Annotated in this window: 23 protein-coding genes and 1 pseudogene; 10 read left to right on the top strand and 14 right to left on the bottom strand. The window is 70.9% G+C overall.

Annotated features, from left to right (window positions below):
* Positions 1 to 13: 13 nt before the first annotated feature.
* Positions 14 to 2,629, bottom strand: coding sequence for a DUF6185 family protein (locus ABZ079_RS25460; protein WP_356941755.1), 2,616 nt, complete (start codon positions 2,627 to 2,629; stop codon positions 14 to 16).
* A 178-nt stretch (positions 2,630 to 2,807) separates the two neighbouring features.
* On the opposite strand from ABZ079_RS25460, the gene ABZ079_RS25455 reads away from it, so the two are divergent.
* Entirely contained in the window at positions 2,808 to 3,209 is a 402-nt protein-coding gene (locus ABZ079_RS25455) for a hypothetical protein (RefSeq protein ID WP_356941754.1), read from the top strand.
* Between the two features lie 157 nt (positions 3,210 to 3,366).
* Here the strand turns inward: ABZ079_RS25455 and ABZ079_RS25450 are convergent, their stop codons facing one another.
* Genes ABZ079_RS25450 through ABZ079_RS25440 form a run of 3 tightly spaced genes read right to left on the bottom strand, consistent with a single transcriptional unit; the run spans position 3,367 to position 6,434 of the window.
* Positions 3,367 to 4,500, bottom strand: a complete 1,134-nt coding sequence (locus ABZ079_RS25450) for an Mrp/NBP35 family ATP-binding protein (RefSeq protein ID WP_356941753.1) — start codon at positions 4,498 to 4,500, stop codon at positions 3,367 to 3,369.
* 43 nt (positions 4,501 to 4,543) lie between these two features.
* On the bottom strand, positions 4,544 to 5,143 hold the full coding sequence (locus tag ABZ079_RS25445) for a DUF1003 domain-containing protein (RefSeq protein ID WP_356941752.1): 600 nt from the start codon (positions 5,141 to 5,143) through the stop codon (positions 4,544 to 4,546).
* Positions 5,133 to 6,434 (bottom strand): CBS domain-containing protein, encoded by a 1,302-nt coding sequence (locus ABZ079_RS25440; protein WP_356941751.1) that lies wholly within the window; start codon positions 6,432 to 6,434, stop codon positions 5,133 to 5,135. Before ABZ079_RS25440 ends, ABZ079_RS25445 begins: the two co-directional genes overlap by 11 nt.
* 213 nt (positions 6,435 to 6,647) lie before the next feature.
* Here ABZ079_RS25440 and ABZ079_RS25435 point away from each other — a divergent pair, with 213 nt between their 5' ends.
* Complete coding sequence (locus ABZ079_RS25435) at positions 6,648 to 7,388, top strand: hypothetical protein (RefSeq protein ID WP_356941750.1); 741 nt, start codon at positions 6,648 to 6,650, stop codon at positions 7,386 to 7,388.
* An 85-nt stretch (positions 7,389 to 7,473) separates the two neighbouring features.
* Here ABZ079_RS25435 and ABZ079_RS25430 read toward each other — a convergent pair whose 3' ends face one another.
* Positions 7,474 to 7,986, bottom strand: coding sequence for a hypothetical protein (locus ABZ079_RS25430; protein ID WP_356941749.1), 513 nt, complete (start codon positions 7,984 to 7,986; stop codon positions 7,474 to 7,476).
* 23 nt (positions 7,987 to 8,009) lie between these two features.
* Complete coding sequence (locus tag ABZ079_RS25425) at positions 8,010 to 9,134, bottom strand: magnesium and cobalt transport protein CorA (protein ID WP_356941748.1); 1,125 nt, start codon at positions 9,132 to 9,134, stop codon at positions 8,010 to 8,012.
* Positions 9,135 to 9,613: 479 nt separating this feature from the next.
* Between ABZ079_RS25425 and ABZ079_RS25420 the strand changes: the two genes are divergently transcribed.
* Positions 9,614 to 10,210 carry a suppressor of fused domain protein gene (locus ABZ079_RS25420; protein ID WP_356941747.1) on the top strand — a complete coding sequence of 199 codons (597 nt, stop codon included), beginning with the start codon at positions 9,614 to 9,616 and terminating at the stop codon, positions 10,208 to 10,210.
* Positions 10,211 to 10,216: 6 nt separating this feature from the next.
* Here ABZ079_RS25420 and ABZ079_RS25415 read toward each other — a convergent pair.
* A pseudogene (locus ABZ079_RS25415) lies at positions 10,217 to 10,965 on the bottom strand (MFS transporter); the annotation flags it as partial.
* A 117-nt stretch (positions 10,966 to 11,082) separates the two neighbouring features.
* Between ABZ079_RS25415 and ABZ079_RS25410 the strand changes: the two are divergent.
* The 3 genes from ABZ079_RS25410 to ABZ079_RS25400 all read left to right on the top strand — a co-directional run bounded on the left by ABZ079_RS25410 (position 11,083) and on the right by ABZ079_RS25400 (position 13,523).
* Positions 11,083 to 11,724 carry a DUF6758 family protein gene (locus tag ABZ079_RS25410; protein WP_356941746.1) on the top strand — a complete coding sequence of 214 codons (642 nt, stop codon included), beginning with the start codon at positions 11,083 to 11,085 and terminating at the stop codon, positions 11,722 to 11,724.
* Positions 11,725 to 11,925: 201 nt separating this feature from the next.
* Positions 11,926 to 12,783 (top strand): PHP domain-containing protein, encoded by an 858-nt coding sequence (locus ABZ079_RS25405; RefSeq protein WP_356941745.1) that lies wholly within the window; start codon positions 11,926 to 11,928, stop codon positions 12,781 to 12,783.
* 134 nt (positions 12,784 to 12,917) lie between these two features.
* Positions 12,918 to 13,523 carry a MarC family protein gene (locus tag ABZ079_RS25400; protein ID WP_356825843.1) on the top strand — a complete coding sequence of 202 codons (606 nt, stop codon included), beginning with the start codon at positions 12,918 to 12,920 and terminating at the stop codon, positions 13,521 to 13,523.
* 48 nt (positions 13,524 to 13,571) lie between these two features.
* Here the strand turns inward: ABZ079_RS25400 and ABZ079_RS25395 are convergent, their stop codons facing one another.
* On the bottom strand, positions 13,572 to 13,724 hold the full coding sequence (locus ABZ079_RS25395) for a hypothetical protein (protein WP_356941744.1): 153 nt from the start codon (positions 13,722 to 13,724) through the stop codon (positions 13,572 to 13,574).
* Positions 13,725 to 13,933: 209 nt separating this feature from the next.
* Here ABZ079_RS25395 and ABZ079_RS25390 point away from each other — a divergent pair, with 209 nt between their 5' ends.
* Positions 13,934 to 14,839: an NYN domain-containing protein gene (locus ABZ079_RS25390; RefSeq protein WP_356941873.1), complete on the top strand. Its 906-nt coding sequence runs from the start codon at positions 13,934 to 13,936 to the stop codon at positions 14,837 to 14,839.
* Positions 14,840 to 14,894: 55 nt separating this feature from the next.
* On the opposite strand, the gene ABZ079_RS25385 is transcribed toward ABZ079_RS25390, so the two are convergent.
* Complete coding sequence (locus ABZ079_RS25385) at positions 14,895 to 15,776, bottom strand: alpha/beta hydrolase (RefSeq protein ID WP_356941743.1); 882 nt, start codon at positions 15,774 to 15,776, stop codon at positions 14,895 to 14,897.
* Positions 15,777 to 15,909: 133 nt separating this feature from the next.
* Positions 15,910 to 18,618, bottom strand: coding sequence for a DEAD/DEAH box helicase (locus ABZ079_RS25380; protein ID WP_356941742.1), 2,709 nt, complete (start codon positions 18,616 to 18,618; stop codon positions 15,910 to 15,912).
* 504 nt (positions 18,619 to 19,122) lie between these two features.
* Between ABZ079_RS25380 and ABZ079_RS25375 the strand changes: the two genes are divergently transcribed.
* Positions 19,123 to 19,869 (top strand): ferritin-like fold-containing protein, encoded by a 747-nt coding sequence (locus ABZ079_RS25375; RefSeq protein WP_356941741.1) that lies wholly within the window; start codon positions 19,123 to 19,125, stop codon positions 19,867 to 19,869.
* Positions 19,870 to 19,989: 120 nt separating this feature from the next.
* Here ABZ079_RS25375 and ABZ079_RS25370 read toward each other — a convergent pair whose 3' ends face one another.
* The 4 genes from ABZ079_RS25370 to ABZ079_RS25355 form a co-directional block, all read right to left on the bottom strand.
* Positions 19,990 to 20,262 (bottom strand): hypothetical protein, encoded by a 273-nt coding sequence (locus tag ABZ079_RS25370; RefSeq protein WP_356941740.1) that lies wholly within the window; start codon positions 20,260 to 20,262, stop codon positions 19,990 to 19,992.
* Between the two features lie 175 nt (positions 20,263 to 20,437).
* Positions 20,438 to 20,665 carry a DUF3107 domain-containing protein gene (locus ABZ079_RS25365; protein ID WP_356941739.1) on the bottom strand — a complete coding sequence of 76 codons (228 nt, stop codon included), beginning with the start codon at positions 20,663 to 20,665 and terminating at the stop codon, positions 20,438 to 20,440.
* A gap of 134 nt (positions 20,666 to 20,799) precedes the next feature.
* Entirely contained in the window at positions 20,800 to 21,441 is a 642-nt protein-coding gene (locus tag ABZ079_RS25360) for a TetR/AcrR family transcriptional regulator (RefSeq protein WP_356855333.1), read from the bottom strand.
* A 166-nt stretch (positions 21,442 to 21,607) separates the two neighbouring features.
* A complete protein-coding gene (locus tag ABZ079_RS25355) occupies positions 21,608 to 21,832 on the bottom strand; it encodes a hypothetical protein (protein ID WP_356941738.1) in 225 nt (74 codons plus the stop codon).
* A 264-nt stretch (positions 21,833 to 22,096) separates the two neighbouring features.
* On the opposite strand from ABZ079_RS25355, the gene ABZ079_RS25350 reads away from it, so the two are divergent.
* Entirely contained in the window at positions 22,097 to 23,182 is a 1,086-nt protein-coding gene (locus tag ABZ079_RS25350; RefSeq protein WP_356941737.1) for an alpha/beta hydrolase, read from the top strand.
* Positions 23,183 to 23,189: 7 nt separating this feature from the next.
* The gene (locus ABZ079_RS25345; RefSeq protein ID WP_356941736.1) at positions 23,190 to 24,656 is read left to right on the top strand and encodes a DUF3152 domain-containing protein; all 1,467 of its coding nucleotides are present in this window, start codon (positions 23,190 to 23,192) and stop codon (positions 24,654 to 24,656) included.
* Positions 24,657 to 24,972 lie beyond the last annotated feature (316 nt).

The raw sequence follows: 24,972 nt of genomic DNA, 5'->3' as shown, positions 1-24,972 counted from the left end.
GCCGGCCGTCCGCTCAATGAGTCAGGCTGGCATAGATCGTCACGACGGCCCCGACCTGGGCCAGGAGCCAGGTGATCTGACCGGACAAGCCGCGCAGCTGGTAGACGGACAGCAGCAGGGCGACACGGCTGGGCCAGTACTGCCGTTCCTCCCGGAACGTCGCCATGTCCATCCAGATGCTGGTGAGCGTCAGGACGACGAGAAGGAGTGCGGCGTACAGGAGGAGCTGGCGAGGATCTGTGTCCATGATGTGGATGAGCGCAGCGGCCAGCACCGCGGGAAAGCCGTAGGCGGCGGTGAGGAGCCAGGCCCGCGCCTGGCTCCGGCGTCCGGGCAGCAGACGCCACAGCGTCCCGAGCGTGAAGCCGGCGACCGCCCATGTCATCTGATAGAGAATCAGGTCCGCGACGAACTCCGGAAGGCCGATGGCGGAGCCCAGGATTTGCTCTCGCCCGTAGGGATCGTGTGCCTGGTAGTAGAGAAGTAGCGCGGTGGCCGGCGTTCCGAACCAGAACGCCAGCCGCGCCGCGCGGACCGCATTTGACCACCAACGTCCTTCCGGTCCCCAGGCCAGGGCGATGTCCAGCACCGAAATGTGCTCCGGCGGATCGGTTCCTTCGCATGCGGTGACCAGCCACTGGCGCAGCTGGCGCAGCTTTTCTTCCAACTGCTCACAGGTCACCCCGTCGGCATGGCCCTTGTCCAACAAGTGCATCTGGTGGTTCGCGTTGCGGTATTCGTGGGCTTTCTTCAGCAATGCGCTTTGGTGTCGCTCGGTGCCGAGCCTCACAGCGCAGAAGCGCTCTCCCAGCCGACTCAACACGGACCACCGGCGCCCCAGGGCAAGAACGACGTACATGGCGAGGATGTCGAGCCCCAGCCAGACGCCGTACAGGGCGCTGGCACCCGCGAATTTCGCTCCCCGGATTCCGACGAAGAAGGCGAACAAGGAGACGGTCAGCAGGATATCCGGCTTGCTCGGCCCCAGAGAGAAGCGCTCGTATCTGCGGCGGCCATGTGCGCGGGGTGGCCTGTTGCGAAAGCGCAGCAGGGCCAGCAGAGCGACTCCCGTCAGTACCCAACTGTAGGCGAAAAGCCATCTCAGGTCGGTGTAGAAGAAGTACTCCAGAAGACTGCTCAGGGATACGTTGTAAGCGGAAGGGTCATGTTGCTCAACGAGCCAGTTGACGCGCACCCACCGTCGTTTGTTCACCCACCAGGCACATGCGAGCAATGCCGCGGCGACGGCTGCCAACAGGCATCCGACGATTGCCACGCACTGAGCCGGGACCCTGTTCCACTGCCTGGTCCAGCGCTCGCGGAGCAATCCTCCTTCGCGCGCGAAGCGCCAGGCCCAGGCGACCATTGCGGCCAACCACAACCACACGGTCACCAGGCCCAGCAGGGCAAGCCCGGTGCGGCCGAAGGCGGTCGTCGTCTTCGGCCCCAGGTGCTCCGGGAGTCCGAAGACATCGTGGGCCAGGATCACCAGCAGGCCGATGCCCGCGACCGCACACGTGTTGGTCACGACGGCGAGTGCCTGACGGCGTTGGATGCCTTGGGACCGGACCGGCTCGTCCGGGACGGCGCCCGGTGCGGCCGGTGACGCGCCGAGGACCCAGGGGCGAGCGGCGAGGACCAGACCCAGGCCCGCAGGGATGCAGAGAAGGGCGTACGACCGGGGGGAAACACGGCCCTCCGGGACGAACAGGAGCAGTGCCAGGGCAACCCCCACGCTGAGCCCGGCCCACTCCAGCGCCGTGCGCGTGAGGCTCACATCACGCCTGGCGTCGGTGTCCGGGACATCCACCGTCGATCGCTGGGCCGCCTCCCCATCCGGTGGTTGCCTTGCCGCCTCGCGCGCAGCAGCTGCGTCGGCGCGCCTGGTGCGGAGTGCTGCCACAGCGATCAGGATCGAGGCGCACACCCACCATGAGGCAATGCCTGCGGTGGTCCAGATCGACCGATTCAGCTTCACCGGCAGCCAGCGCTGCCAGGGCGGATCGACCTCGATCTGCACCTCTTCGGGCAACTTGTTCGTCCACACCAGGTGGTTCTCGTTGGAAGATGACGCCCGCTCCGCCAGGTCGTTGAAATTGAGGCCGCCCAGATCGGCCTCGATCTGCTTCCACCGGATGGTCTGAAGCGTCGGCGGCCACAGATAGATCATCCATGTCCTCCCGGTGGGAATGATCTCCCAAGGGCCCACGAGGATGGGGTTCTCCGTGGTGATCCAACCCCATGCGACGTAGTGCACCTCGACTGAGGAGTCGGTGGCGGTGACCACGGGGTCATGGGGACGCCACTCGTTCCGTGTGGCGGGAGCCTCGTCCCCGAGCAGTAGGCATCGCATCGCCCGCCTGTACTGCGGAGACTCCTCACTGAATGTCAGGTGCTTGGCGAGTGGCCACTTCCTCGGCACCTGCACCGTCATATCGGACGTGATCCAGGGAACAGAGCGCTTGTGCTGCTGCAACCGCAATGTGGCATTGACGGTGCTGCCCTTGAGGCTGTCCGAGGAACACTCAGTACTGGTATCCCGCTGCCGCGCCTGCGCCTTGTCGCACCCCCCGACGCACGCCACCAGCACCAGGAGTGACAGCAGCCACCGCCACCCGGTCATCGCCATAGGGCCGCCACCTCTCCATGTCCCTGGCGAATCTAGGCAAAGCGTTGTACATGTCATGCGCAGACACACGGCGGATCGCTGAGACACACCTGCTTGGGCGTGCCACCGGCATTTGCAGGGTCGGGTTCGGTGGCCGACAATGGAAGTCGGTGACCGTCAGTCGATTGACGGAGGACCCATGACCGACACCAAGGTGGGTGTCCCGAGAAATCCGCTTCCCCCATTCGAGGAGGCCGAGGAACTGGGGCCCCGGGACGCCGAGTTCGTCAAGGATCTGGTGGCGGTGCTGGCCAAGCACGGTAATCTGAACCGTTTTGGCCTCTGCCTGCTGCATAACCACTTCCCGCTCCGCGCCGGCGAAGTGCTGGTGGAGACGAATGACCCCGAGGCTCGCACGCTGCACGCGCACGTCGAGAAGGCGGACAGGACGCAGCACGCCAAGGCATCGCAATGGCGGTTCGTGCCGCATTCCGGCGGCGAGCCGGGTGCGGAGCCGACAGCCGGCTCCTGCCAGGAGATCATGCTGTGCACCACGCTCGACCTGTGTCCGGGGCGCGAGCACGAACGGCACGACCGTTGATCCGACCACGCGGAGCAGGCCCCACGGAGCAGACCACACGCGGTAGGGCGTACGACGAAGGGGCGCAGTCCGCGATGGGCGGCGCCCCTTCGTCGGAGCAGCAGCAGTCCTGACGTTCGGACTGGCAGCAGTCCTGAGACTCGGACCCGCAGCAGTCCTAGAACTTGTTCCGCGGGGTGATTCCCAGCGAGAGGCCTGAGAGCCCCCGCTGACGGCCCCCCAGTTTTCCGGCGATCGCCCGCAGCGCGGAGCCCGCCGGGGAGTCAGGGTCGGTCAGGACCACCGGCTTGCCCTCGTCGCCGCCCTCGCGGAGGCGCACGTCGATCGGGATCGAGCCGAGGACGGGGACCGACGTGCCCGTCGTACGCGTCAGGCCGTCGGCGACCAGCTGGCCGCCGCCCGTGCCGAAGACGTCGACCATCTCGCCGCAGTGCGGGCAGGGCAGGCCGGACATGTTCTCGACCACGCCGACGATCTTCTGGTGGGTCTGGACCGCGATGGAGCCCGCGCGCTCGGCCACCTCCGCCGCCGCCTGCTGCGGGGTGGTCACGACCAGGATCTCGGCGTTCGGGATCAGCTGGGCCACCGAGATCGCGATGTCACCGGTGCCGGGCGGGAGGTCCAGGAGCAGGACGTCCAGGTCGCCCCAGTACACGTCCGCGAGGAACTGCTGGAGCGCACGGTGCAGCATCGGGCCGCGCCAGACGACCGGGGCGTTGCCCGGGGTGAACATGCCGATGGAGATGACCTTCACACCGTTCGCGGACGGCGGCATGATCATGTTCTCTACCTGGGTGGGGCGGCCGTCGGCGCCCAGCATGCGCGGCACCGAGTGGCCGTAGATGTCGGCGTCCACGACACCGACCTTCAGGCCGTCGGCGGCCATCGCCGCCGCGAGGTTCACGGTCACCGAGGACTTGCCGACGCCGCCCTTGCCGGAGGCGACCGCGTAGACCCGGGTGAGGTTGCCCGGCTTGGCGAAGGGGACCTCGCGCTCGGCCTGGCCGCCGCGCAGGGCGTTCGCCAGCTCCTTGCGCTGCTCGTCGCTCATCACGTCGAGGGTGACGTCGACGCGGGTGACGCCCTCGACCCGGGAGACCGCCTCCGTGACGCGCTGGGTGATGGTGTCGCGCATGGGGCAGCCGGAGACCGTCAGGTACACGGTGACCGCGACCGCGCCGTCATCCCCGATCTCCACCGATTTGACCATCCCGAGTTCGGTGATGGGTCGGTTGATCTCGGGGTCGTTCACCGTCGCCAGTGCCTCGCGCACCGCGTCTTCCGTAGCCATAAGGACGATGGTACGGCGCGCCGAGGGGCCTCCGGGTAGCCCCTCAGCGGTCGTCTGCGTCACGTCCCGGCGACCGTTCTGCCCGCTCTGCCGGGAATACGACATGCCCGTCGTGGCGCCTTCGCTCCTCCAGCTCCTTGACCAGGTCCTGCAGCTCCGAGCGGATCCAGTCGCGGGTGGCCACCTCGCCCAGGCCCATGCGCAGCGCGGCGACCTCGCGGGTCAGGTACTCGGTGTCGGCGATGGACCGCTCGTTCTGCTTGCGGTCCTGCTCCAGGTTGACCCGGTCGCGGTCGTCCTGCCTGTTCTGCGCGAGCAGGATCAGCGGGGCGGCGTAGGAGGCCTGCAGGGACAGCATCAGGGTGAGGAAGATGAAGGGGTACTGGTCGAAGCGCAGATCACGGGGCGCGGAGACGTTCCACACCACCCAGGCGATGATGACGATCGTCATCCAGACGATGAAGCGTCCCGTGCCCAGGAACCGGGCGATCTTCTCCGACAGCCGGCCGAAGGCCTCCGGGTCCCACTCGGGCACGATCCGGCGCCGGGGCGGGCGCGGCTGGTCCAGGCGTGCGCGGGGCCGGGTGGCGGCCGTGGCGCCCACCAGGGTGCGCTCGCGCGTGCTCTCGCGCTCAGGAGCCATGAGCGGCAGCCTCCTCTCCCTCGTCCTCGTCCTCGTCCAGGTGGAACTCCGTCTCCCGCCAGTCGTCGGGCAGCATGTGGTCCAGTACGTCGTCCACGGTGACCGCGCCGAGCAGTGACCCGGACTCGTCCACCACGGGCGCGGCGACCATGTCGTACGCGGCGAAGAACCCGGCGATGACGTGCAGGCCGGCGTCCGGGGCCAGGGTCTGCAGATCGTCGTCCACCAGCGAGCTGACCAGGGTGTACGGGGGGTCGCGCAGCAGGCGCTGGAAGTGGACCGTGCCCAGGTACTTGCCGGTAGGGGTCTCGTCCGGCGGGCGGCACACGTAGACCTGGGCGGCGAGGGCGGGGGAGAGGTCCGGGTTGCGGACCCGGGCGAGCGCGTCGGCGACCGTGGCGTCCGGGCGCAGCACGATCGGTTCGGTGGTCATCAGACCGCCGGCCGTGTGCTCCTCGTACGACATCAGGCGGCGCATCTCGGCCGCGTCGGCGGGCTGCATCAGGCTCAGCAGCCGCTCCTTGTCCTCCTCGGGCAGCTCCGAGAGCAGGTCGGCCGCGTCGTCCGGGTCCATGGCCTCCAGGACGTCCGCCGCGCGTTCCTCCTTCAGCTTGCCGAGGATCTCGATCTGGTCGTCCTCCGGCAGCTCCTCCAGGACATCGGCGAGCCGGTCGTCGTCCAGGGCGGCGGCGACCTCGGCGCGCCGTTTGGCGGAGAGGTGGTGCAGGACGTTGGCGAGGTCGGCGGGGCGCAGCTGCTCGAAGGTGGCGAGCAGGTTCTCGGCGCCCTGCCCGTGCTCCTCCAGGGAGAACCCGGTGACGGCCGACCATTCGACGGTCAGCGTCTCGCCCTTGGCCCGCCGGAAGGCGCCGCCCTTCCGTCCCTTGCGGACGAAGACGCGGTCGATCTCCCAGTCCCGGCGGGCGGGAAGCTGCTGCACGGACAGGTCGAGGACGGTGACCTCCTCGCCCGTTTCCCCCAGTTTGACCCGGCGGTCCAGCAGTTCTCCGAAGACCAGTCGCTCGGTGGGGCGCTGCTCGAAGCGGCGCACATTGAGCACGCCGGTGGTGATGACCTGGCCGGACTCGATGCCGGTCACCCGGGTCATGGGGAGGAAGATTCGGCGCCGGGTGGACAGTTCGACGACCAGCCCGAGGACGCGCGGGGGCCGTCGCCCGACGCGCAGCATGACGACCAGGTCGCGTACGCGGCCCACCTGGTCGCCGGCCGGATCGAAGACGGGGACCCCGGCGAGGTGCGAGACGAAGATCCGGGGGGCGCCGGCTGCCATGGCTGTGCTTCCTTTGCCTGGGAATCGCTGGGGGACTGCTCTTTCGTGCGTGGGATTTGCTCGGAATTGCCCGCTCGGGTGCGCTTCAGGCTAGCCCGTACCGGTCGGATACGCCCTGGTGGGGGGTCCGGACGGACTGGCTCCGTCGGGTGGGCGGGGCACCGGTACGCTGCGGTACGCCGCTCCGGAACCGTCAGAAAGGCAGCTCCACCTGTGACCGCGATTCCCCAGGGCCGTACTCGCCGGACCGCGCTGGTGACCGCGACCTGCGCACTGGCCGTGACGGGCGCGATGGTGCTGTCGGGGTGCGGCGGGGACGATCCCGACGCGGGGACGAACGGGGTGGGCAAGCTGCCCGCCGACAGGATCCAGGCGAAGACCCGGGCGGCGGCGGACGCGGCACCGGCGGTACGGCTGTCCGGGAGCGTGGTCACCAGCGGCCGTACATACCGGCTGGACATGCGACTGAAGACGGACGGCGGAACCGGGTCGGTGACCTCGCAGGGGGCCAGCTTCAAGCTGCTGCGGGTCGGGAAGCAGCTGTATCTCATGGCCGACGCGGACTTCTGGAACCACGCCGAAGGCGGCGACGGCGCCACGGGCAAGCTGGACGGCAAGTACGTGAAGGTGCCGCAGGGGGACCCCGCGTACAAGAAGTTCAGCGGCTTCACGGACAAGGCCGTTCTCCTCGAGGGTCTGCTGACGTTGCACGGCACGCTGGCGACGGACGGCCACCACGAGCAGTCGGGTACCCGCACGATCCGCATTACCGGCGACAAGGGCTCAGGCGGCACCTTGGACGTCTCCCTTCAGGGCGAGCCCTATCCGCTCCGCCTGGTGCGCGCCGGCGGAGCGGGGACGCTCCGCTTCTCGGACTGGGGGAAGGACTTCTCCGTCACGGAGCCCGCGAAGTCGGAGACGGTGGACTACGGAAAGCAGCTGCCGGCGTCCTAGCCGTGCGGGCGGGATCTCCCCGCCGTAACGGCGCCGAGCCCCGGCCACGGCGCGAACCGGCGGTGGGCGCTTCAGCCCGCCGGGGTCACTTCCTGCGCCGCTTGGCCAGCAGTCTCGGCAAGGCCGCCGGGATTGGCTGACGGGTCGTCGCCGGTGACGGCACCGGACGTTCCGCCAAGCTGCCGGAGGGCAACGGCTCGACGGTACCCGTCGGCACCAGACGGAGCACCCGGCACTCGCGGGCCCAGCGGCCCGGCATCTCCTCGCCGTCGGGGGCGTTCAGGCGCTTGCCCTTCAGCTCGGCGACGGCCGCCTCCCACTCGTCCGAGCCGGGAGCCAGCTCGCACACGGTCGCCGGGAACGTCACCAGCCGGCCGCCCTTGTCCTTGCTGCGGACGGTCACCTCGGCCGACCCGCCGTCCACGAGTGTCGGCAGTGGCTGCTCACCGGGCCCGTCGCCGATCAGGCACACAGCGCCCTCGTGCCACACGTGCCACAGCGCGCGCGCCACGGGGGCGCCGGCGCCCCTGACCCAGATGAGGCCGGACTTCTTGGAGGCCTCCTCGATGAGGGCCCGGTCGAGCAGCTCGCTTGTCATGCGCCCAGCCTATCCAGGCCCGCTCACAGCCAGCCGTTGCGCTTCAGTGTGCGGTGGATGCCCAGACACAGGACGACCGTGACGCCCATGATCACCGGGTAGCCGTACCGCCAGTGCAGCTCGGGCATGTACGTGAAGTTCATGCCGTACACCCCGCACACCATCGTCGGTACGGCGATGATCGCGGCCCAGGCGGTGATCTTGCGCATGTCCTCGTTCTGCGCGACGGACGCCTGCGCGAGGTTGGCCTGGAGGATGGAGTTCAGCAGTTCGTCGAAGCCCAGCACCTGCTCCTGGACCCGGGCCAGGTGGTCGGCGACGTCCCGGAAGTACTTCTGGATGTCCGGGTCGATCAGCCGCATCGGCCGCTCGCTCAGCAACTGCATGGGCCGCAGCAGCGGCGCCACCGCCCGCTTGAACTCCAGTACCTCACGCTTGAGTTGGTAGATCCGGGCCGAGTCCACACCACGCGAGACACCGCCCTTGCGGCCCGGCGAGAAGACCTCGGTCTCCACCTCGTCGATGTCGTCCTGTACGGCGTCGGCGACCGCGATGTAGCCGTCCACCACATGGTCGGCGATGGCGTGCAGCACGGCCGAGGGGCCTTTGGCGAGCAGCTCGGGGTCGTCCTGGAGGCGGTGCCGCAGCGCCCTGAGCGAGCCCTGGCCGCCGTGCCGGACGGTGATGAAGAAGTCCCGGCCGGTGAAGCACATGACCTCGCCGGTCTCGACGACCTCGCTGTTGGCGGTGAGCCGGTCGTGCTCGACGTAGTGGATCGTCTTGAAGACGGTGAACAGCGAGTCGTCGTACCGCTCCAGCTTCGGCCGCTGGTGGGCCTGGACCGCGTCCTCGACGGCCAGTGGGTGCAGCCCGAACTCACTGGCGATACCGGCGAACTCCGACTCGGTCGGCTCGTGCAGGCCGATCCACACGAACCCGCCGTCGCGGCGCACCAGCCGCATCGCCTCCTGCGGGCTCAGTGGCTTGGCGCTCTGCACGCGGGCGCCGTCGCGGTAGACGGCGCAGTCGACGACGGCCGAGGGCGTCGCGGGGTCGCGCGTGGTGTCGTACGACGCGTTCGTGTCCTTGCGCAGCGAGACGCGGGACGACGGACGGACCGCGGCACGCAGGTCGCGGATCATCGACATGGGCAGGCTCCTTCGCGGGCGGGCAGCGAAAGCGCACGGCGGCGGGTGGAACTACCCGGAATGGGGACGTCCTGCGGGGGCCTCGCCCTCCAGGAAGGGAAGGATGTTTGGCACGTCCACAAAGCGGGGAGCACCGCATCGTCGCGGTGGCGACTTCGCTACTGATGCAGAACTGATTCAGATCAGGCAGATCAGGCAAAGCGAGACGAAGTGCTCTTCCGAACGACGAAGCGAACGTGAGGGCGGCAGCCGGCCAGGAACTACATCAGCAGCCGGAAGAGCGAGTGGTACTACCAGGTCGACTTCGATCCATGACAGCCCCACCTCCTCCGGCCGGTCCCTCGTAAGGGAGTCTCGTCGGCGTCGGGACTCGATAGCGACGCTTCTGCGTGCTGCCCCGACCACCGGCTCAGAGTACCAGCCGCCCGTACTGTCAAGGCGCCGCTTTGCCCGCTACTGACGAGTTCTATGCTCACCGCATGGTTGATGTTCTTCCTCTGGTCGAGGCGCGGTTGAACACCGCGCTGGGCGAACCGGACGCGCGCGCCGCGGTCACCTTCCTCGGCACGGACCGCATCGAGGTGCTCCGTTTCCAGGAGGGGGACGTCGTCCGGTACGCCACCCTCGGCATGTCCCAGCACCCCATGGCGGACCCCACCGCGATGCTCGCGGACCCGGTCAAGGGCCCCCGCGCCGAACTGGTCCTGTCCGTCCGCGCGGGCGTCGCCGACACCGACAAGGTGTTCCGCCCGCTCGCCGTCCTCGCCGCGTCGCCGCAGGTGGAGGGAGTCGTGGTGACTCCCGGCGCCTCCCTCGAGGTGGGCGAGCCGCTGTGGCCCGGCGCGCCCTTCACCTCCGTCCTGGTGGGCGAGCCCGGCGGACTGGTCGGGGACCTGGAGCTGGACGCTCCGCTGGACCCCGTACGGTTCCTGCCGTTGTTGCCGATGACATCGAACGAGGCCGCCTGGAAGCGGGTACACGGCGCCCAGGCCCTCCAGGAGCGCTGGCTGGCGAACGGGACGGACCTGAGGGATCCTGCCCGCAGGTCCGTCCCGCTGGACATCGCGCCGGAGTGAGCAAGCTCACCAAACTCCTTTCGGCAAAGGCCAGTTGGCGTAGACGGTGACACTGTCCTCGGTGACGGGCTCCGCCTCCGGCTCCTCCCCGTCGTCGGCGAGGGCCCGGCGTCGGCGAGGGCCCGGCGTCGTACGGCGACCACGACCGCGCCCAGCACCGCGGTGATCGCCGGGGCCACGAACGGGATGGGGCGTCGCTCCCCTCCTCGATCCTCGGGGCGAAGCAGGGGGCGGCCGCGGCCGCGAACCAGCGGACGAAGTGGTGGCGCGCGCTCGCCACCGGGCGCGGCGCGTCCGACACGCCGAGAACCGGCTCGGTGTAGACGGTGTCGTTCACGCCGGTGAAGGCACCGGAAAGGATCGTGCAGGCGATGGCCGCGGCGGGGCCGCCGTGGCCGAGCGCGAGGACGTCCACCGCGAGCGGCACCCAGCGAGCCGCCGAGCACCTTCGGCGAGCCGAAACGGGCCTGCATAAGCGGGGCCACGATCACCGAGACGACCGCGAGCGGCACGCCCCGGGCGAAGAACACCGGGCCCGAGCGGTACGGGGTCATGCGCCGCACGAACGGCGTGAGGCCCGGCACGGTGAAGAACATGTAGTGGTGGAAGAACGCCGAGACCGCCGCCGAGGCCGGGCCGCCGCGGCCGAGAGCTTTGACCGGGTCCAGGGCCGAGGTCTCGCGGGCCGGCTTCGGCTGCCCCTTCGGGAACGCCGCGGTGCACAGGAGTCCGATCGCCATCAGCGTGGCCGTGCCACCACCGCCAGTGGAGGTGGTTGATGGGAGCTGCATCTGGTTTCGCCCGGTCGGGTGTCCCCCCGGACGGGTGATCGTCCTTGACGTGGCGCGGCAGGGGTAGGACCGTGGAGCCCTATGAGGGGCGAACCCAGTTGCCCGAGGTGCGGTGGCCGGGTCAGGGCTCCCGGTCTCTTCGCCGATTCGTGGCAGTGTGATGTGCACGGGACGGTGTATCCGCTGCAGCCTGTGATCCCGCCCAGCGTGGAGGCCCTCAATGTCGTGGTCCATCGCACGCAGGTGCCGGTGTGGATGCCGTGGCCGCTGCCGGTCGGCTGGCTGTTCACGGGCGTGGCCTACGCGGGGGACGACCGCAGTGGTGGCCGCGCGACCGCCGTCGCCTGCTCGGGACCCGGCCCGCTGGGCGGCCCCGGCGAGCTGATCCTGGTCGCCGAGGAGCTGGGGGTCGGACTCGGCGCGCGGTACGCGGGCATCGACGGCCCGGACCCGGGGTCGTACATGAACGTCGAGAAGCCGCCCCAGGCCAAGGTCCTGGCCGCCGGCCGCCCGACCCCGCTCTGGCATGTCTACCGCACCCCCGACGACCGTGCCGTCTTCGCCGGTGAGGCCCTCGGGATGTGGCTGTGGGCGGTGATGTGGCCCGAGCAGGCCGGGCTGCTCATGTACGACGAGCTGGTGCTGACGGATCTGCGGGACGCGGGGGCGGAGTTGGACCTGGTCCCCTGCGGGGCGTTGTCGCCGCGCTTGCTTCGGCCGTAGCGCCCACCGGGTGGGGGTCCGGCTGTCGGCGGCCGCGAGTGCGTTGTGGTCGCGCGCGCCCGCGCCGCGGAGCCGCACACCCGCAGCCCCGCGCCCCTCATGGCGTAGGGGGCGCTTCCCGGGTTCGGGTGTGACAGGAGGATCTGGGAATCCGGCTATCCTTAGCTGTCCCGTTCCGTTTCCTGGCCGTCTGGAGTTCGTGTGCGCATCGATCTGCACTGTCACTCCACGGCCTCCGACGGTACGGACACCCCGGCCGAACTGGTGCGCAATGCCGCCGCGGCCGGACTGGACGTCGTGGCGCTGACCGACCACGACACCACCCGTGGATACGCCGAGGCGATCGCCGCGCTGCCCGAGGGGCTCACCCTGGTCACCGGCGCCGAGCTGTCCTGCCGTGTCGACGGCATCTCCATGCATATGCTGGCCTACCTGTTCGACCCCGGGGAGCCCGCCCTGCTCGCCGAGCGTGAGCTGGCCCGGGACGACCGGGTGCCGCGGGCCCAGGGCATGGTCGCCAAGCTGAACGCGCTGGGCGTGCCGGTCACCTGGGAGCAGGTCGAGCGGATCGCCGCCGGCGGCTCCGTGGGCCGCCCGCATGTCGCCTCGGCGCTGGTCGAGCTGGGCGTCGTACCGACGGTGAGCGACGCGTTCACCGAGGAGTGGCTGGCCGACGGCGGGCGGGCCTTCGTGGAGAAGCACGAGACCGATCCCTTCGAGGCGATCCGGCTGATCAAGGGTGCGGGCGGCGTGTCCGTCTTCGCGCATCCGGCCGCCGCCAAGCGCGGCCGTACGGTCCCCGAGTCCGCGATCGCCGAGATGGCCGCGGCCGGCCTCGACGGCATCGAGGTGGACCACATGGACCACGACCCGGACGCCCGGGCCCGGTTGCGGGGCCTCGCCAACGAACTGGGCCTGCTGGTCACGGGCTCCTCGGACTACCACGGCAGCCGCAAGACCGTGTCGCTGGGCGCGTACACGACCGACCCCGAGGTGTACGGGGAGATCACGCGACGGGCGACCGGCGCCTTCCCCGTTCCGGGTACCGGCGGGATCTGACGGCCGGCGTCCGCCGGCTCGGCGACTCAGCCTCGCCCTTCCCTCCACCCATCCTTTCGCACGTCCGCCGTGCGCCCGCGTCCGCTCCGCCGGACGGGTGCCGCCGGCGGTGGCTCCCTCCTGCAAGGCTCACCATGTTCGACATCGCCGTCTTCGGCTCTCTGTTCCTGACCCTTTTCGTCATCATGGATCCCCCGGGGATCACCCCGATCTTCCTCGCCCTGACCGCCGGACGGCCGGCCAAGGTGCAGAAGCGGATGGCCTTCCAGGCCGTCTGCGTGGCAGGCGGGGTCATCGCCGTCTTCGGGGTCCTGGGCCATCAGATCCTGAACTATCTGCACGTCTCCGTCCCGGCGCTGATGATCGCGGGCGGTCTGCTGCTCCTGCTGATCGCGCTTGACCTGCTCACCGGCAAGACCGACGAGCCGAAGCAGACCAAAGACGTGAACGTGGCCCTCGTACCGCTCGGCATGCCGCTGCTGGCGGGGCCCGGTGCCATCGTGTCCGTGATCCTGGCCGTGCAGAAGGCCGGCAGTGTCGCCACCCAGGTCTCGGTGTGGTCCGCGATCCTCGCGATCCACGTCGTGCTGTGGCTGGTGATGCGCTACTCGCTGCTGATCATCCGGGTCATCAAGGACGGCGGTGTCGTCCTGGTGACACGGCTCGCGGGCATGATGCTCTCCGCGATCGCGGTGCAGCAGATCATCAACGGGGTCACTCAGGTGATCCGGGGGAGCTGAGCCGTCGTCGGCTCGGCTCCCCCGGAAAGCTTGAGTGGCGGTGCCCGCTTACGAGGCCGAGGTGTCGGCCGGGCGGATCCACAGGCGCTGTCCGATGGCGGCGGCCTGCTGAACGATCCGGTTGACGGAGGCGGCGTCCACGACGGTGCTGTCCACGGTGGTGCCGTCGACCTCGTCGAGTCGCATGATTTCGAAGCGCATGGGCTTCTCCCTTCGTCTGGTCATCCTCCTGCGGAGAACTACTTGAGGAGCGCCGGACGGGTATCCGGTGTCGTACGTAGTCAACGTGCTGCTTGTTACAAACATTCCCTACGCTAAATAAATTTTTCGAACGGCTAAATACCGACCGGTAAGCGGCTCCTGGGGGACCGACCGGGACCGGTTGTGTTCGCAGCGTGACCAACGGGACAATGGAGCCGATGAACGACGACCTGGCTGCCGTGGGCGCCCGCATCGACCGCACGAACGAGCTGCTGGAGCGCATGCTCGCCGAGGTGGCGAAGACACCCTCCACCCATGCGATCTTCGTCGACGCGGGCTATCTGTACGCAGCCGCGGGCCGGCTGGTCGCCGGCACCGAGGACCGCCGGGCCTTCGATCTCGACGCCGAAGGCCTGATCGACGCGCTGATCGACCGGGCTCGCACGATCTTCGCGGACAGCCGTCTGCTGCGCGTCTACTGGTACGACGGCGCGCGCCGCCGCATCCACACCGCCGAGCAGCAGACCATCGCGGAACTCCCCGACGTCAAGGTCCGCCTCGGCAACCTCAACGCCAACAACCAGCAGAAAGGCGTCGACTCCCTCATCCGCTCCGATCTGGAGTCCCTCGCCCGTCACCGTGCGATCAGCGACGCGGCCCTGCTCGGCGGCGACGAGGACCTGGTCTCGGCGGTCGAGGCGGCCCAGGGCTACGGCGCCCGCGTCCACCTCTGGGGCATCGAGGCCCCCGAGGGCCGCAACCAGGCCGAGCCGCTGCTCTGGGAGGTCGACAGTCAGCGCACCCTCGACCTGGAGTTCTTCAAGCCGTACGTCACCCGGCGCACGGCCGCCGCCTACGACGCCACCGCCGGCGCCCGCCCCACCCGCGAGGACGTCCGCTTCGTCGGCGCCCAGATCGCCGCGAAGTGGCTGGCCTCCCGGGGACGTGAGGCACTGGTCGAACTGCTCCCCGGTCACCCCTATCTGCCCGGCTCCGTCGACCAGGACCTCCTGGTCGAGGCCGAGGGCCTGCTGCAGTACTCCCTGCGGGGCCAGGCGGACCTGCGCCGCGCCCTCAGGGACGGCTTCTGGGATCACCTGCAGGCGCAGTTCTAGGCGTGCCGAGGGCGGCTCGCGGGGGGACTGCCGGGCGTGACGCGGGTCCGCTCGGCTACGCCCCGGCCGTGCTGTCGTCCCAGAAGCCGGCGATCGCGCGGGCCGTGGCGAGCGGGCGGTCGGTGTTGGGGGAGTGCTCGGCGCCGTCGATGACCGTCCGCCGCGCCTTCAGCCGTAGCGCCATGTCATCGAGCAGGGGCAGCGGCCAGGTGTCGTCCTGGGAGCCCGACAGGACGTGGAAGGGCAGCGGTACGGAGGCCAGTTCGGCGATCCGGTCCGGCTCCGTGCACAACTGGCGTCCCGTGGCGAGGAGCTGGGCGGGCTTGGTGCCCAGCCAGCGGCGCCGCAGATCGTCCCGTTCGTCCAGCCCGCCGTCGAGCGAGGGCGTCTCGGTCTCCTCGGGCGTCTCCATCGCCTGGATCGTGGCCCACACCTGGGCCATGCTCATCACCGCGAGCGCGTCCCGGAGCAGTTTCACCCGCTCCTGCTGGGACGCCGAGATCTGCGCCGGGCCGGAGGCCATCAGGGTGAGCGACAGGAAGGGCGTGTGGTCGATCAGCACCGCCGCGCGCGAGATCTGCCCGCCGAGGGAGTGCCCCAGCAGATGCACCGGGTGCCCGAGCGCCTCCGCCTGCGCCAGCACGTCCCGTGCCAACTCCTCCTGCGCATAAGCGGATTCGTCCCTCTCGGGACCGTCCGACTCGTACTGCCCACGCCCGTCCACGGCCACGGTCCGGTACCCGCGCTCCGCGAGCGGCACGTGCAGCGGATTGAAGTCCTCCTTGCTCCCGGTGAACCCGGGCAGCAGCAGCGCGACTCCCCTCGGCTCGACCCCGACGGCCACGGGAGCGTCGACGACGGCGAACTCACCGCGTGCCGTCCGCAAGGAGTACGCACGGGCGCCGGGGGGCGGGACGAAGGTGGCGGGCCTGCTCATGGGGAGAGGCTATCGGGCGTGGAAGCGAGGCCGAGCAGGGTGAGGGTGCGTACCGGAACGCCGATGGCCCGGCTCCCCTTCCGGGGACCGGGCCAACGGCGGCTGACGGTGCTACCGCTCACGCGGCGCCGGATCAGGCCTCGGAGGCCTCCACGGCCGCCGTCGCCTTACGGGTGCGGCGGCGCGGTGTGACCTCCGGCTCCTCGGTGGCCTGCGCCGGAATCTCCGGAGCGGCCGCGACGGCCTTACGGGTCCGCCGCGCCTTCGGAGCGGCCGGCTCGCCCCCGTCGACCGCGTCCGCCGTGACGGCAGCGGTCTTCCGGGTGCGGCGGGGCTTGGTCTCCGTGCCTTCGACGGTGTCCGCCGCGGCCTCGGCGGCTGCCGTGGTCTTGCGGGTCCGGCGGGGCTTGGCCTCGGCCTCGGGCACGTCGGAGGTGGCCGCGGCAGCGGTCTTCCGGGTGCGGCGGGGCTTGGCTTCCGTGCCTTCGACGGTGTCCGCCGCGGCTTCGGCGGCAGCCGCGGTCTTGCGGGCGCGGCGCGGCTTGGCCTCGGGCTCCGTCTCGGCGGCCACCGCGTTGGCAGCGGCCTTGCGGGTGCGGCGGGGCTTGGTCTCCGTGCCTTCGCCCCCGTCGACCGCGTCCGCCGTGGCGGCAGCGGTCTTCCGGGTGCGGCGGGGCTTGGTCTCCGTGCCTTCGGCCGTGTCCACGGCGGCCTCGGCCGTCGCAGCGGTCTTCCGGGTGCGGCGGGGCTTGGTCTCCGTGCCTTCGACGGTGTCCGCCGCGGCTTCGGCGGCGGCGGCCGTCTTGCGGGTCCGGCGGGGCTTGGCCTCGGCCTCGGGCACCTCGGAGGTGGCCGCGGCAGCGGTCTTCCGGGTGCGGCGGGGCTTGGTCTCCGTACCTTCGGCCGTGTCCACCGTGGCTTCGGCGGCAGCCGCGGTCTTGCGGGCGCGGCGCGGCTTGGTCGCCGGAGCGGCTTCCTCCGTGGCCGTGGCCGTGGCCTCCGCGGCCGGGGTGGGCGCGGCCTCCGTGACCGGTTCCGCTGCCTTACGAGTCCGGCGGCGGGGCTTGGCCTCGCTCGCCTCGGTCGCCTCGGCTGTGTCCAGCGCAGCCTCCGCCGCGGCGGCCGGCTCGGCCGTCTTGCGAGTGCGGCGGCGCGGCGCGGGCTCCGCGGCCGGAGCAGCCGCGGGCGCCGGTTCGGTCGCCGCTTCGGTCACGGGCTCGGTGGCCGGGCTGTCCGTCACCGCGGGCTCCACGACCGTGGCCGTCGCCTGGCGCTCCGCGGACTTGCGGGTGCGGCGGCGGCGCGGCTTCTCCGGAGCGTCGGGCGCGGCAGCGCCCTCCGCCGTGTCCACCGACTCGACGGCGGCCTCGGGAGTCACGGGTGCCGGGGCGGCCGTCACGGCCTCCGCCGGCGCGCCGCCGCGGGTACGGCGACGGCGGCGCGGCGTACGGGTCGCCTGTGCCTCCTCGGTGCCGGACTCGGCGACCGGTGCCGGCGTCGTCGTAGCGGCGGAGGCGTCCAGCGGGGCGCCGCCGCGCGTACGGCGGCGGCTGCGCGGCGTACGGGCCGGACGTTCACGCTCGGCCGTGACGGACTCGGTACGGTCACCGCGGCCGCCCCGGTCACCGCGTCCGCGAGCGCCACGCCCACCGGTCTCGCCCAGGTCCTCCAGTTCCTCCGCGTCCAGACCGGCACGGGTCCGCTCCGCGCGCGGCAGGGTGCCCTTGGTGCCCTCCGGGATGCCGAGGTCCGAGAACAGGTGCGGGGAGCTCGAATACGTCTCCGCCGGGTCGTTGAAGTCCAGCTCCAGCGCCTTGTTGATCAGCTGCCAGCGCGGGATGTCGTCCCAGTCGACGAACGTGATCGCCGTACCCTTGGCGCCCGCGCGGCCCGTACGGCCGACGCGGTGCAGGTACGTCTTCTCGTCCTCGGGGGACTGGTAGTTGATGACGTGGGTCACGCCCTCGACGTCGATGCCGCGCGCGGCGACGTCGGTGCAGACGAGGACGTCGACCTTGCCGTTGCGGAAGGCCCGCAGGGCCTGCTCACGGGCGCCCTGGCCGAGGTCGCCGTGGACCGCGCCGGACGCGAAGCCGCGGTGCTGCAGCTGCTCGGCGATGTCGGCGGCCGTGCGCTTGGTGCGGCAGAAGATCATCGCCAGTCCGCGGCCGTCGGCCTGCAGGATGCGGGCGATCATCTCCGGCTTGTCCATGGAGTGCGCGCGGTAGACGAACTGCTTGATGTTCGCGACCGTCACGCCCTCGTCGTCCGGCGCGGTGGCGCGGATGTGCGTGGGCTGCGACATGTAGCGGCGCGCGAGGCCGATGACCGCGCCGGGCATGGTCGCGGAGAACAGCATGGTCTGGCGCTTGGCCGGAAGAAGCTTGATGATCTTCTCGACGTCGGGCAGGAAGCCCAGGTCGAGCATCTCGTCGGCCTCGTCGAGGACCAGGCTCTTGATGTGGCTCAGGTCCAGCTTCTTCTGGCCCGCGAGGTCGAGCAGCCGGCCCGGGGTGCCGACGATCACGTCGACGCCCTTCTTCAGGGCCTCGACCTGGGGCTCGTAGGCCCGGCCGCCGTAGATCGCCAGCACACGCACGTTGCGCACCTTGCCGGCCGTCAGCAGGTCGTTGGTGACCTGCGTGCACAGCTCGCGCGTGGGGACGACGACGAGCGCCTGCGGGGCGTCGGTGAGGGCTTCGGGAGCGGCGCGTCCGGCCTCGACGTCGGCGGGGACGGTCACGCGCTCGAGGAGGGGAAGACCGAAGCCCAGTGTCTTGCCGGTGCCGGTCTTGGCCTGGCCGATGACGTCCGTGCCGGAAAGGGCGACGGGGAGTGTCATCTCCTGGATGGGGAAGGGGTTGATGATGCCGACGGCTTCCAGGGCCTCGGCTGTCTCGGGAAGGATCCCGAGGTCTCGAAACGTCGTAGTCAGGGCTATGCCTCTTCTGTGTGGCGCGGTGCGAGGCGAGCGCGGGGGTCTTTGACGGACCGTGCCGGGGACGTCGGCTGCCATACGGGCGAACCACTCGGGTCAGCCGTAAAGCACGGGACCTCTGCCGACGCTCTAGCGCTCGTACCGCTGAGGGTGTCCCTCCGGTCGTCGTACGCACTGAGTCGTACGGCCAGGGAGGGCTGTCGGGTCGGAGCCGATCGGGCCACCGACCGGGCATCCTCATGCATGCGCCCTGTCGGACACGTCGAGCATCGTCGACGCACTCAGCAGGCGCATTACCACCATACCCCGGATTCGCGCACATGTGATGGCCGAATCGGTCACGTTGTCGTCGTCACAGTGGTTGACCAGGGGCTTCCGAGGAACGCCGGGCGGGCTATTGTGCGCCTCATGACTAGCTCTGACAAGCCTGAGAACGCGTCCGCCGCCTCCGCCGAACCGACCGGTGTCGCCGCCCAGGGCTGGGCGCAGGCCTCCGCCGACCCGCAGTACCGTGCCGCGGTCGTGGACCTGCTCGGAGCGCTCGCGTACGGGGAGCTGGCGGCGTTCGAGCGGCTGGCGGAGGACGCCAAGCTGGCGCCGACCCTCGCGGACAAGGCGGAGCTGGCGAAGATGGCCTCGGCCGAGTTCCACCACTTCGAGCGGCTGCGGGACCGGCTGACCGAGATCGGCGAGGAGCCGACGGCCGCCATGGACCCGTTCGTCGCCGCGCTGGACGGCTTCCACAAGCAGACGGCGCCTTCGGACTGGCTGGAGGGCCTGGTCAAGGCGTACGTCGGCGACTCGATCGCCAGCGACTTCTACCGGGAGGTCGCGGCACGCCTGGACTCCGACACGCGTGAGCTGGTGCTCGCCGTGCTCGACGACACCGGGCACGCCGGGTTCGCGGTGGAGAAGGTACGGGCCGCGATCGACGCCGACCCGCGTGTGGGCGGCCGGCTGGCACTGTGGGCGCGACGGCTGATGGGTGAGGCGCTGTCGCAGTCGCAGCGGGTCGTCGCCGACCGGGACGCGCTGTCCACGATGCTCGTGGGCGGGGTGGCCGACGGCTTCGATCTCGCGGAGGTCGGGAAGATGTTCTCGCGGATCACGGAGGCGCACACCAAGCGGATGGCTGCGCTGGGCTTGGCCGCGTAGCGCTCTGGGGGGTGGTGGGCGGGGGCCGTTGCGCGGCGGCGGGCGCGTCGGGTTTGCCCGCCCGGTCCCCCGGGCTCCCACGGGGGGCGCTCTTTTCGCGCTTGCCGAGAAGGCGCCGTGCTACGCCGGTGCCGATCGTCGGCGCAGGCGGCGGCCCGTGGGGCGCAGGAGCAGGGAGAGGGACGCCACCGAGACGATCGCGGCGCCGAGGAGGCTCGGCAGGGTGCTGCCGGGGCCCAGCGCGCTGTGGGTGACGAAGTCGCCGAACAGGGCCCCGGCGATGCCCGTGGAGTACACCAGCGGGACGGCCGGCAGCCGGTGCGGCAGACGGTGCGCCGCCGCCCACGCGAGCACTAGACCGAGCACAGCGGAGCCGAGTGCTTCCAGGATCATCGAGAGGTCCCTCCCACGGCCGGTCTGCCTTGACGGTCCTAGCCCGTCCTACCCGTGACCTGCGGATTGCAATCCTCCGCTGTGGAGGAGCTGTGCTCCGTCTGTGTGCACACCGAACGCGGAAGGGCCCGGCGGCACCTGCACATGGCCGCCGGGCCCTTCTCACGACTTCGGCCTACAGCGCGCCGAAACCCACCTTGCGCACGGTCGGCTCGCCGATCTCCACGTACGCCAGACGATCCGTCGGCACCAGGACCTTGCGGCCCTTCTCGTCCTCGAGGCTCAGCAGCTGCGACTTCCCGGCCAGCGCCTCGGCCACCACGCGCTCGACCTCCTCGACGCTCTGACCGCTCTCCAGAACGATCTCGCGGGGCGCGTGCTGCACGCCGATCTTGACCTCCACGGCTATGTCCCTCCGACGGTCAGTGATGTGCGCGATCTCCCGCGCCGTACGCAGCACACATTAGCCCGGTGAGGGGACGTACACGCTCCGGGCCGGAACGCCGTCAGCGAACAGCCTTCGGGAACAAACGGCCGTCAGTGGTGTTCGGTGCCGTGCAACGGGAAACCGGCGATGCCCCGCCAGGCCAGTGAGGTCAGCAGCTGCACCGCCTGGTCGCGCGGGACACTGCGGTCGCTGTGCAGCCAGGAGCGGGCCACCACCTGGGCGAGACCGCCGAGACCGGAGGCGAGCAGCATCGACTCCGCGCGCGAGAGACCCGTGTCCTCCGCGATGACGTCACAGATCGCCTCGGCGCACTCGTTCGTGACCTTGTCGACGCGCTCGCGCACCGCCGGCTCGTTCGTCAGGTCCGACTCGAAGACCAGCCGGAAGGCACCGCCGTCGTCCTCGACGTACGCGAAATAGGCGTCCATGGTCGCGCGCACACGCTGCTTGTTGTCGGTCGTCGAGGCGAGCGCGCCGCGCACGGACTGGATCAGCGACTCGCAGTGCTGGTCCAGCAGGGCGAGGTAGAGATCGAGCTTGCCGGGGAAGTGCTGATAGAGCACCGGCTTGCTCACGCCCGCCCGCTCGGCGATGTCGTCCATCGCGGCCGCGTGATAGCCCTGCGCGACGAAGACCTCCTGGGCGGCGCCCAGGAGCTGGTTCCGTCGGGCACGGCGCGGCAGACGGGTGCCACGCGGGCGGGCCGCCTCAGTTTGCTCGATGGCTGTCACGCCGCCTCCCAAAGTCGTCCACATGCGGTGTCGGCCGCGCGGCCATCGTACTTTTCGGTAATCGTGGTGTGCGCGGCGCGAGCGCAGAATTTCACGGACCGGACGGCCGCGAAAGCCGCAGAGCGGTCCTCGTGCGGCCTGCTGCGGTCGGAGGACTCCTGCGAGGTCAGCGGTAGTCGTCCTCGTCCAGTGAGACGACGCGGGTCTGTTCGACCAGATCGGCCACGTTCGCGCGGTCCGGGTCCACTCCCGTCAGGGGGTCGTCACGGTCCGGCGCGATGTCCGCGTGCTGCTCGGCAGCGTCCACCTCGGGGGCCTCGACATCGATCTCCGGGACCGCGTCGGCCTCCAGGTCCTCGATCGCGTCGGGCTCGGTGGGGTCATAGGCCATCGTGGGCTCCCTTCCTACGAACGTCCCTGGGGCGGCAGGGGCAACAGCGGGTGCCCTGGGTACGAGCCTAGGAGACGGCTGATCCGGACGCCATGCCATTGCACCCGTTCGCTGTCCGGTTCACCAGATGCCCTTGGTTCACACGCTTTCCGGCTCACTTGTCGCGCTCGGTCCCTGCGTTGTCCGGTGCAGCAGCGGTCCACGGCCGCACGCTGTGACGGCGAACACACGAAACCTGACGTGATCACCTCGTAACATTGCCGCATGTCTTCGACCGAGTCGCCGTCCGTGTCGGCCGCCAGTGTGCTTCCCAGAGTGGCGCCCGTCCGGGTCGGCGAAGGCGAGCGGCTGCGGTCCGTGGGCCTGCCCGGAGTCACCCTGTCGATCCGTTCCCGGCGCCCCGCGCGCGAGGGCCTGCCGCCCGCGCTGTACGTCCACGGGCTCGGCGGTTCCTCGCAGAACTGGTCCGCGTTGATGGCCGAGCTGGACGGCGTCGTCGACAGTGAGGCCGTCGACCTGCCGGGCTTCGGCGACTCCCCGCCACCGGACGACGGCGACTACTCCGTCACCGGGCACGCCCGCGCGGTGATCCGCCATCTCGACGCGGCCGGCCGCGGCCCGGTCCACCTCTTCGGCAACTCGCTCGGCGGCGCGGTCACCACGCGCGTGGCGGCCGTACGCCCCGACCTCGTCCGCACGCTCACGCTCGTCTCGCCCGCGCTGCCCGAGCTGCGCATCCAGCGCACCGCGGTGCCGACGGGGCTGCTCGGCGTGCCCGGTGTCGCCGCCCTGTTCACCCGGTTCACCCAGGGGTGGACGGCCGAGCAGCGGGTGCGCGGGGTCACGGCGCTCTGCTACGGCGAGCCCGGGCGGGTGTCGCCGGAGGCGATCCAGCAGGCGGTGGAGGAGCTGGAGCGGCGGCTGCAACTGCCGTACTTCTGGGACGCGATGGCGCGCTCCGCGCGCGGGATCGTGAACGCCTACACGCTCGGCGGCCAGCACGGGCTGTGGCGCCAGGCCGAGCGCGTCCTCGCGCCCACCCTGCTGATCTACGGCGGCCGAGACCAGCTGGTCGGCTTCCGGATGGCCCACAAAGCCGCCCGCGCCTTCCGTGACTCCCGTCTGCTGTCCCTGCCGGACGCCGGGCACGTGGCGATGATGGAGTACCCGGACGTGGTGGCCGGGGCGTTCCGGGAACTCCTGGCCGAGGTGGGCGACTTGGGCGAGCGCGAAGCGGGCGGACGCGGCGCGGGCGGACGCGGCGTGGGCGGACGCGGCGCGGGCGGTCCCGCGGACACCGGTCCGCGCGGCGCCGCCGAGGACGCCACCACCACGGGCGCGGGGAGCTGAGGCCGGGGTGGGACGCCACAGCCGCCGCGGACCGGCTCCGAAGGACGACTCCGCGGACACAGCCGCAGGGCGGGAGGAACAGCGGGGCACAGGCACGGGCGACCGCCGGGACACGCCGGGCCAGGGGGGTCGGCCGGGGGCCGTGCCGCCGTACGCGGAGGGCGCCGTCTCGGGCGCTCCGAGGGGGGCGCGTGGTCCGACGGGTTCTGGCGGTCCGCTTGCCCCGGCCGCTCCGGGGACCTCGCAAGCGGCGTATCCCGGTGCGCGGAGGCCTGCCGACGGCACCCCCGCTCATGGCGTGCCGCGTCCCGCCGCCGGTACCCCCGCGCGCGGGGTGCCCCGTTTCCCTGACGGTGACTCCGCCCGCGGTGGGCATCCCGAACAGCGGGAGGCGGGCGGTGGCTGGGGAGCGTTCGGCGGATCGCCCGGTGGCGGTGCGGGGCCCGGTGTCGTGCTGCCCCGGCAGCGGCAGGCGGGGTCGAGCGGTGGTCCCGGGCGGCGGCCCGGACCCCGGCAGGAGTATCTGGACGCCTTCGAGGGCGCGAGCGACGGCATCGGGGACGTGGACGTCTTCGCGCCCCGCTCGGGCCGGGGACCTCGTGACGAGGAGGCGCCGGCCGCCGAGGAGCAGCGGGTCGACGCCCGAGCGGCGGACGGCGTCCGTCAGCCCGTGCAGCGGGGTGGCGGCAAGGGGCGGGCCTTCGCCGGCATCGCGGCGGCGGCCGTCACCACCGTGCTCGCGGTGGTCGTCGCCGGACAGGTGGCCGAGGGGCGGGACGTCGACGCCGTACAGTCGCAGCCCGACACCGACACCGGTCAGGCCCGTGACGTGCGCGCTCCCGGCGGGGAGTCCGCCGCGCCGAACGCGGTGACGTCGACGTACGAGCAGAAGATGGGCAGGAAGTTCCCGCTCGGCGTCACGCTGAAGGGCTCGGGGAAGTTCGACGCCGTGCCCGGCTTCGACAAGGCCCCCGGTACGGGGCAGAAGTACCGGTACCGGGTGGACGTCGAGCGGGGGCTGGGGCTGGACGGCGCGCTGTTCGCTGAGGCCGTGCAGAAGACCCTGAACGACGACCGCAGTTGGAGTCACGGCGGCGCCCGTACCTTCGAGCGCATCTCCTCAGGCAAGCCCGACTTCGTGATCACGCTGGCCAGCCCGGGCACCACCGCCGAGTGGTGCGCCAAGTCCGGCCTGGACACCACGGAGGACAACGTCTCCTGCGACTCGGCCGCCACCGAGCGCGTGATGATCAACGCATACCGATGGGCTCAGGGCAGCAAGACCTACGGGGACAGGATCCACCTATACCGGCAGATGCTCATCAACCACGAGGTCGGTCACCGGCTCGGGAACGGGCATGTGACGTGCCAGAAGAATGGTGAGCTCGCTCCCGTCATGCAGCAGCAGACCAAGTTCCTCGACCACGACGGGATCCACTGTCTGCCCAACCCGTGGGCCTACCCCGGGAGTTGACAGGGGCCATTCATGTCACGCGATGTGGTTCGTGTGGCCGAAGCGGCCGGTGCCCACCCGCGCGGCCGGCTCCTTGGACACCGGGCAGCCTCCGGCCGCGGTATTCGCGCTCGGCCCGGAGCCGACTGGCCCAGCGGCGCGTGGCCCGGCGCGAACCCGCCGTGGCGTGACGTTTCATGAAGAGATGATCACTGTGTGAGCCCTTAGCGCGGCGGAACGCGTCCCGCACGCGAAAGTTACGGCCGTTCACCCCTTCTGGTGGGGGGGGGGGGGGCACACCCCGGCGCGCCCCCCCCGGCGCGGGAGGATGTGGGAC

It is taken from the genome of Streptomyces sp. NPDC006314, assembly GCF_040613075.1.
Classification (GTDB): Bacteria; Actinomycetota; Actinomycetes; order Streptomycetales; family Streptomycetaceae; genus Streptomyces.
Note: the sequence above shows the minus strand (reverse complement) of the source record. Positions and strands in the feature narration are given on the sequence as shown.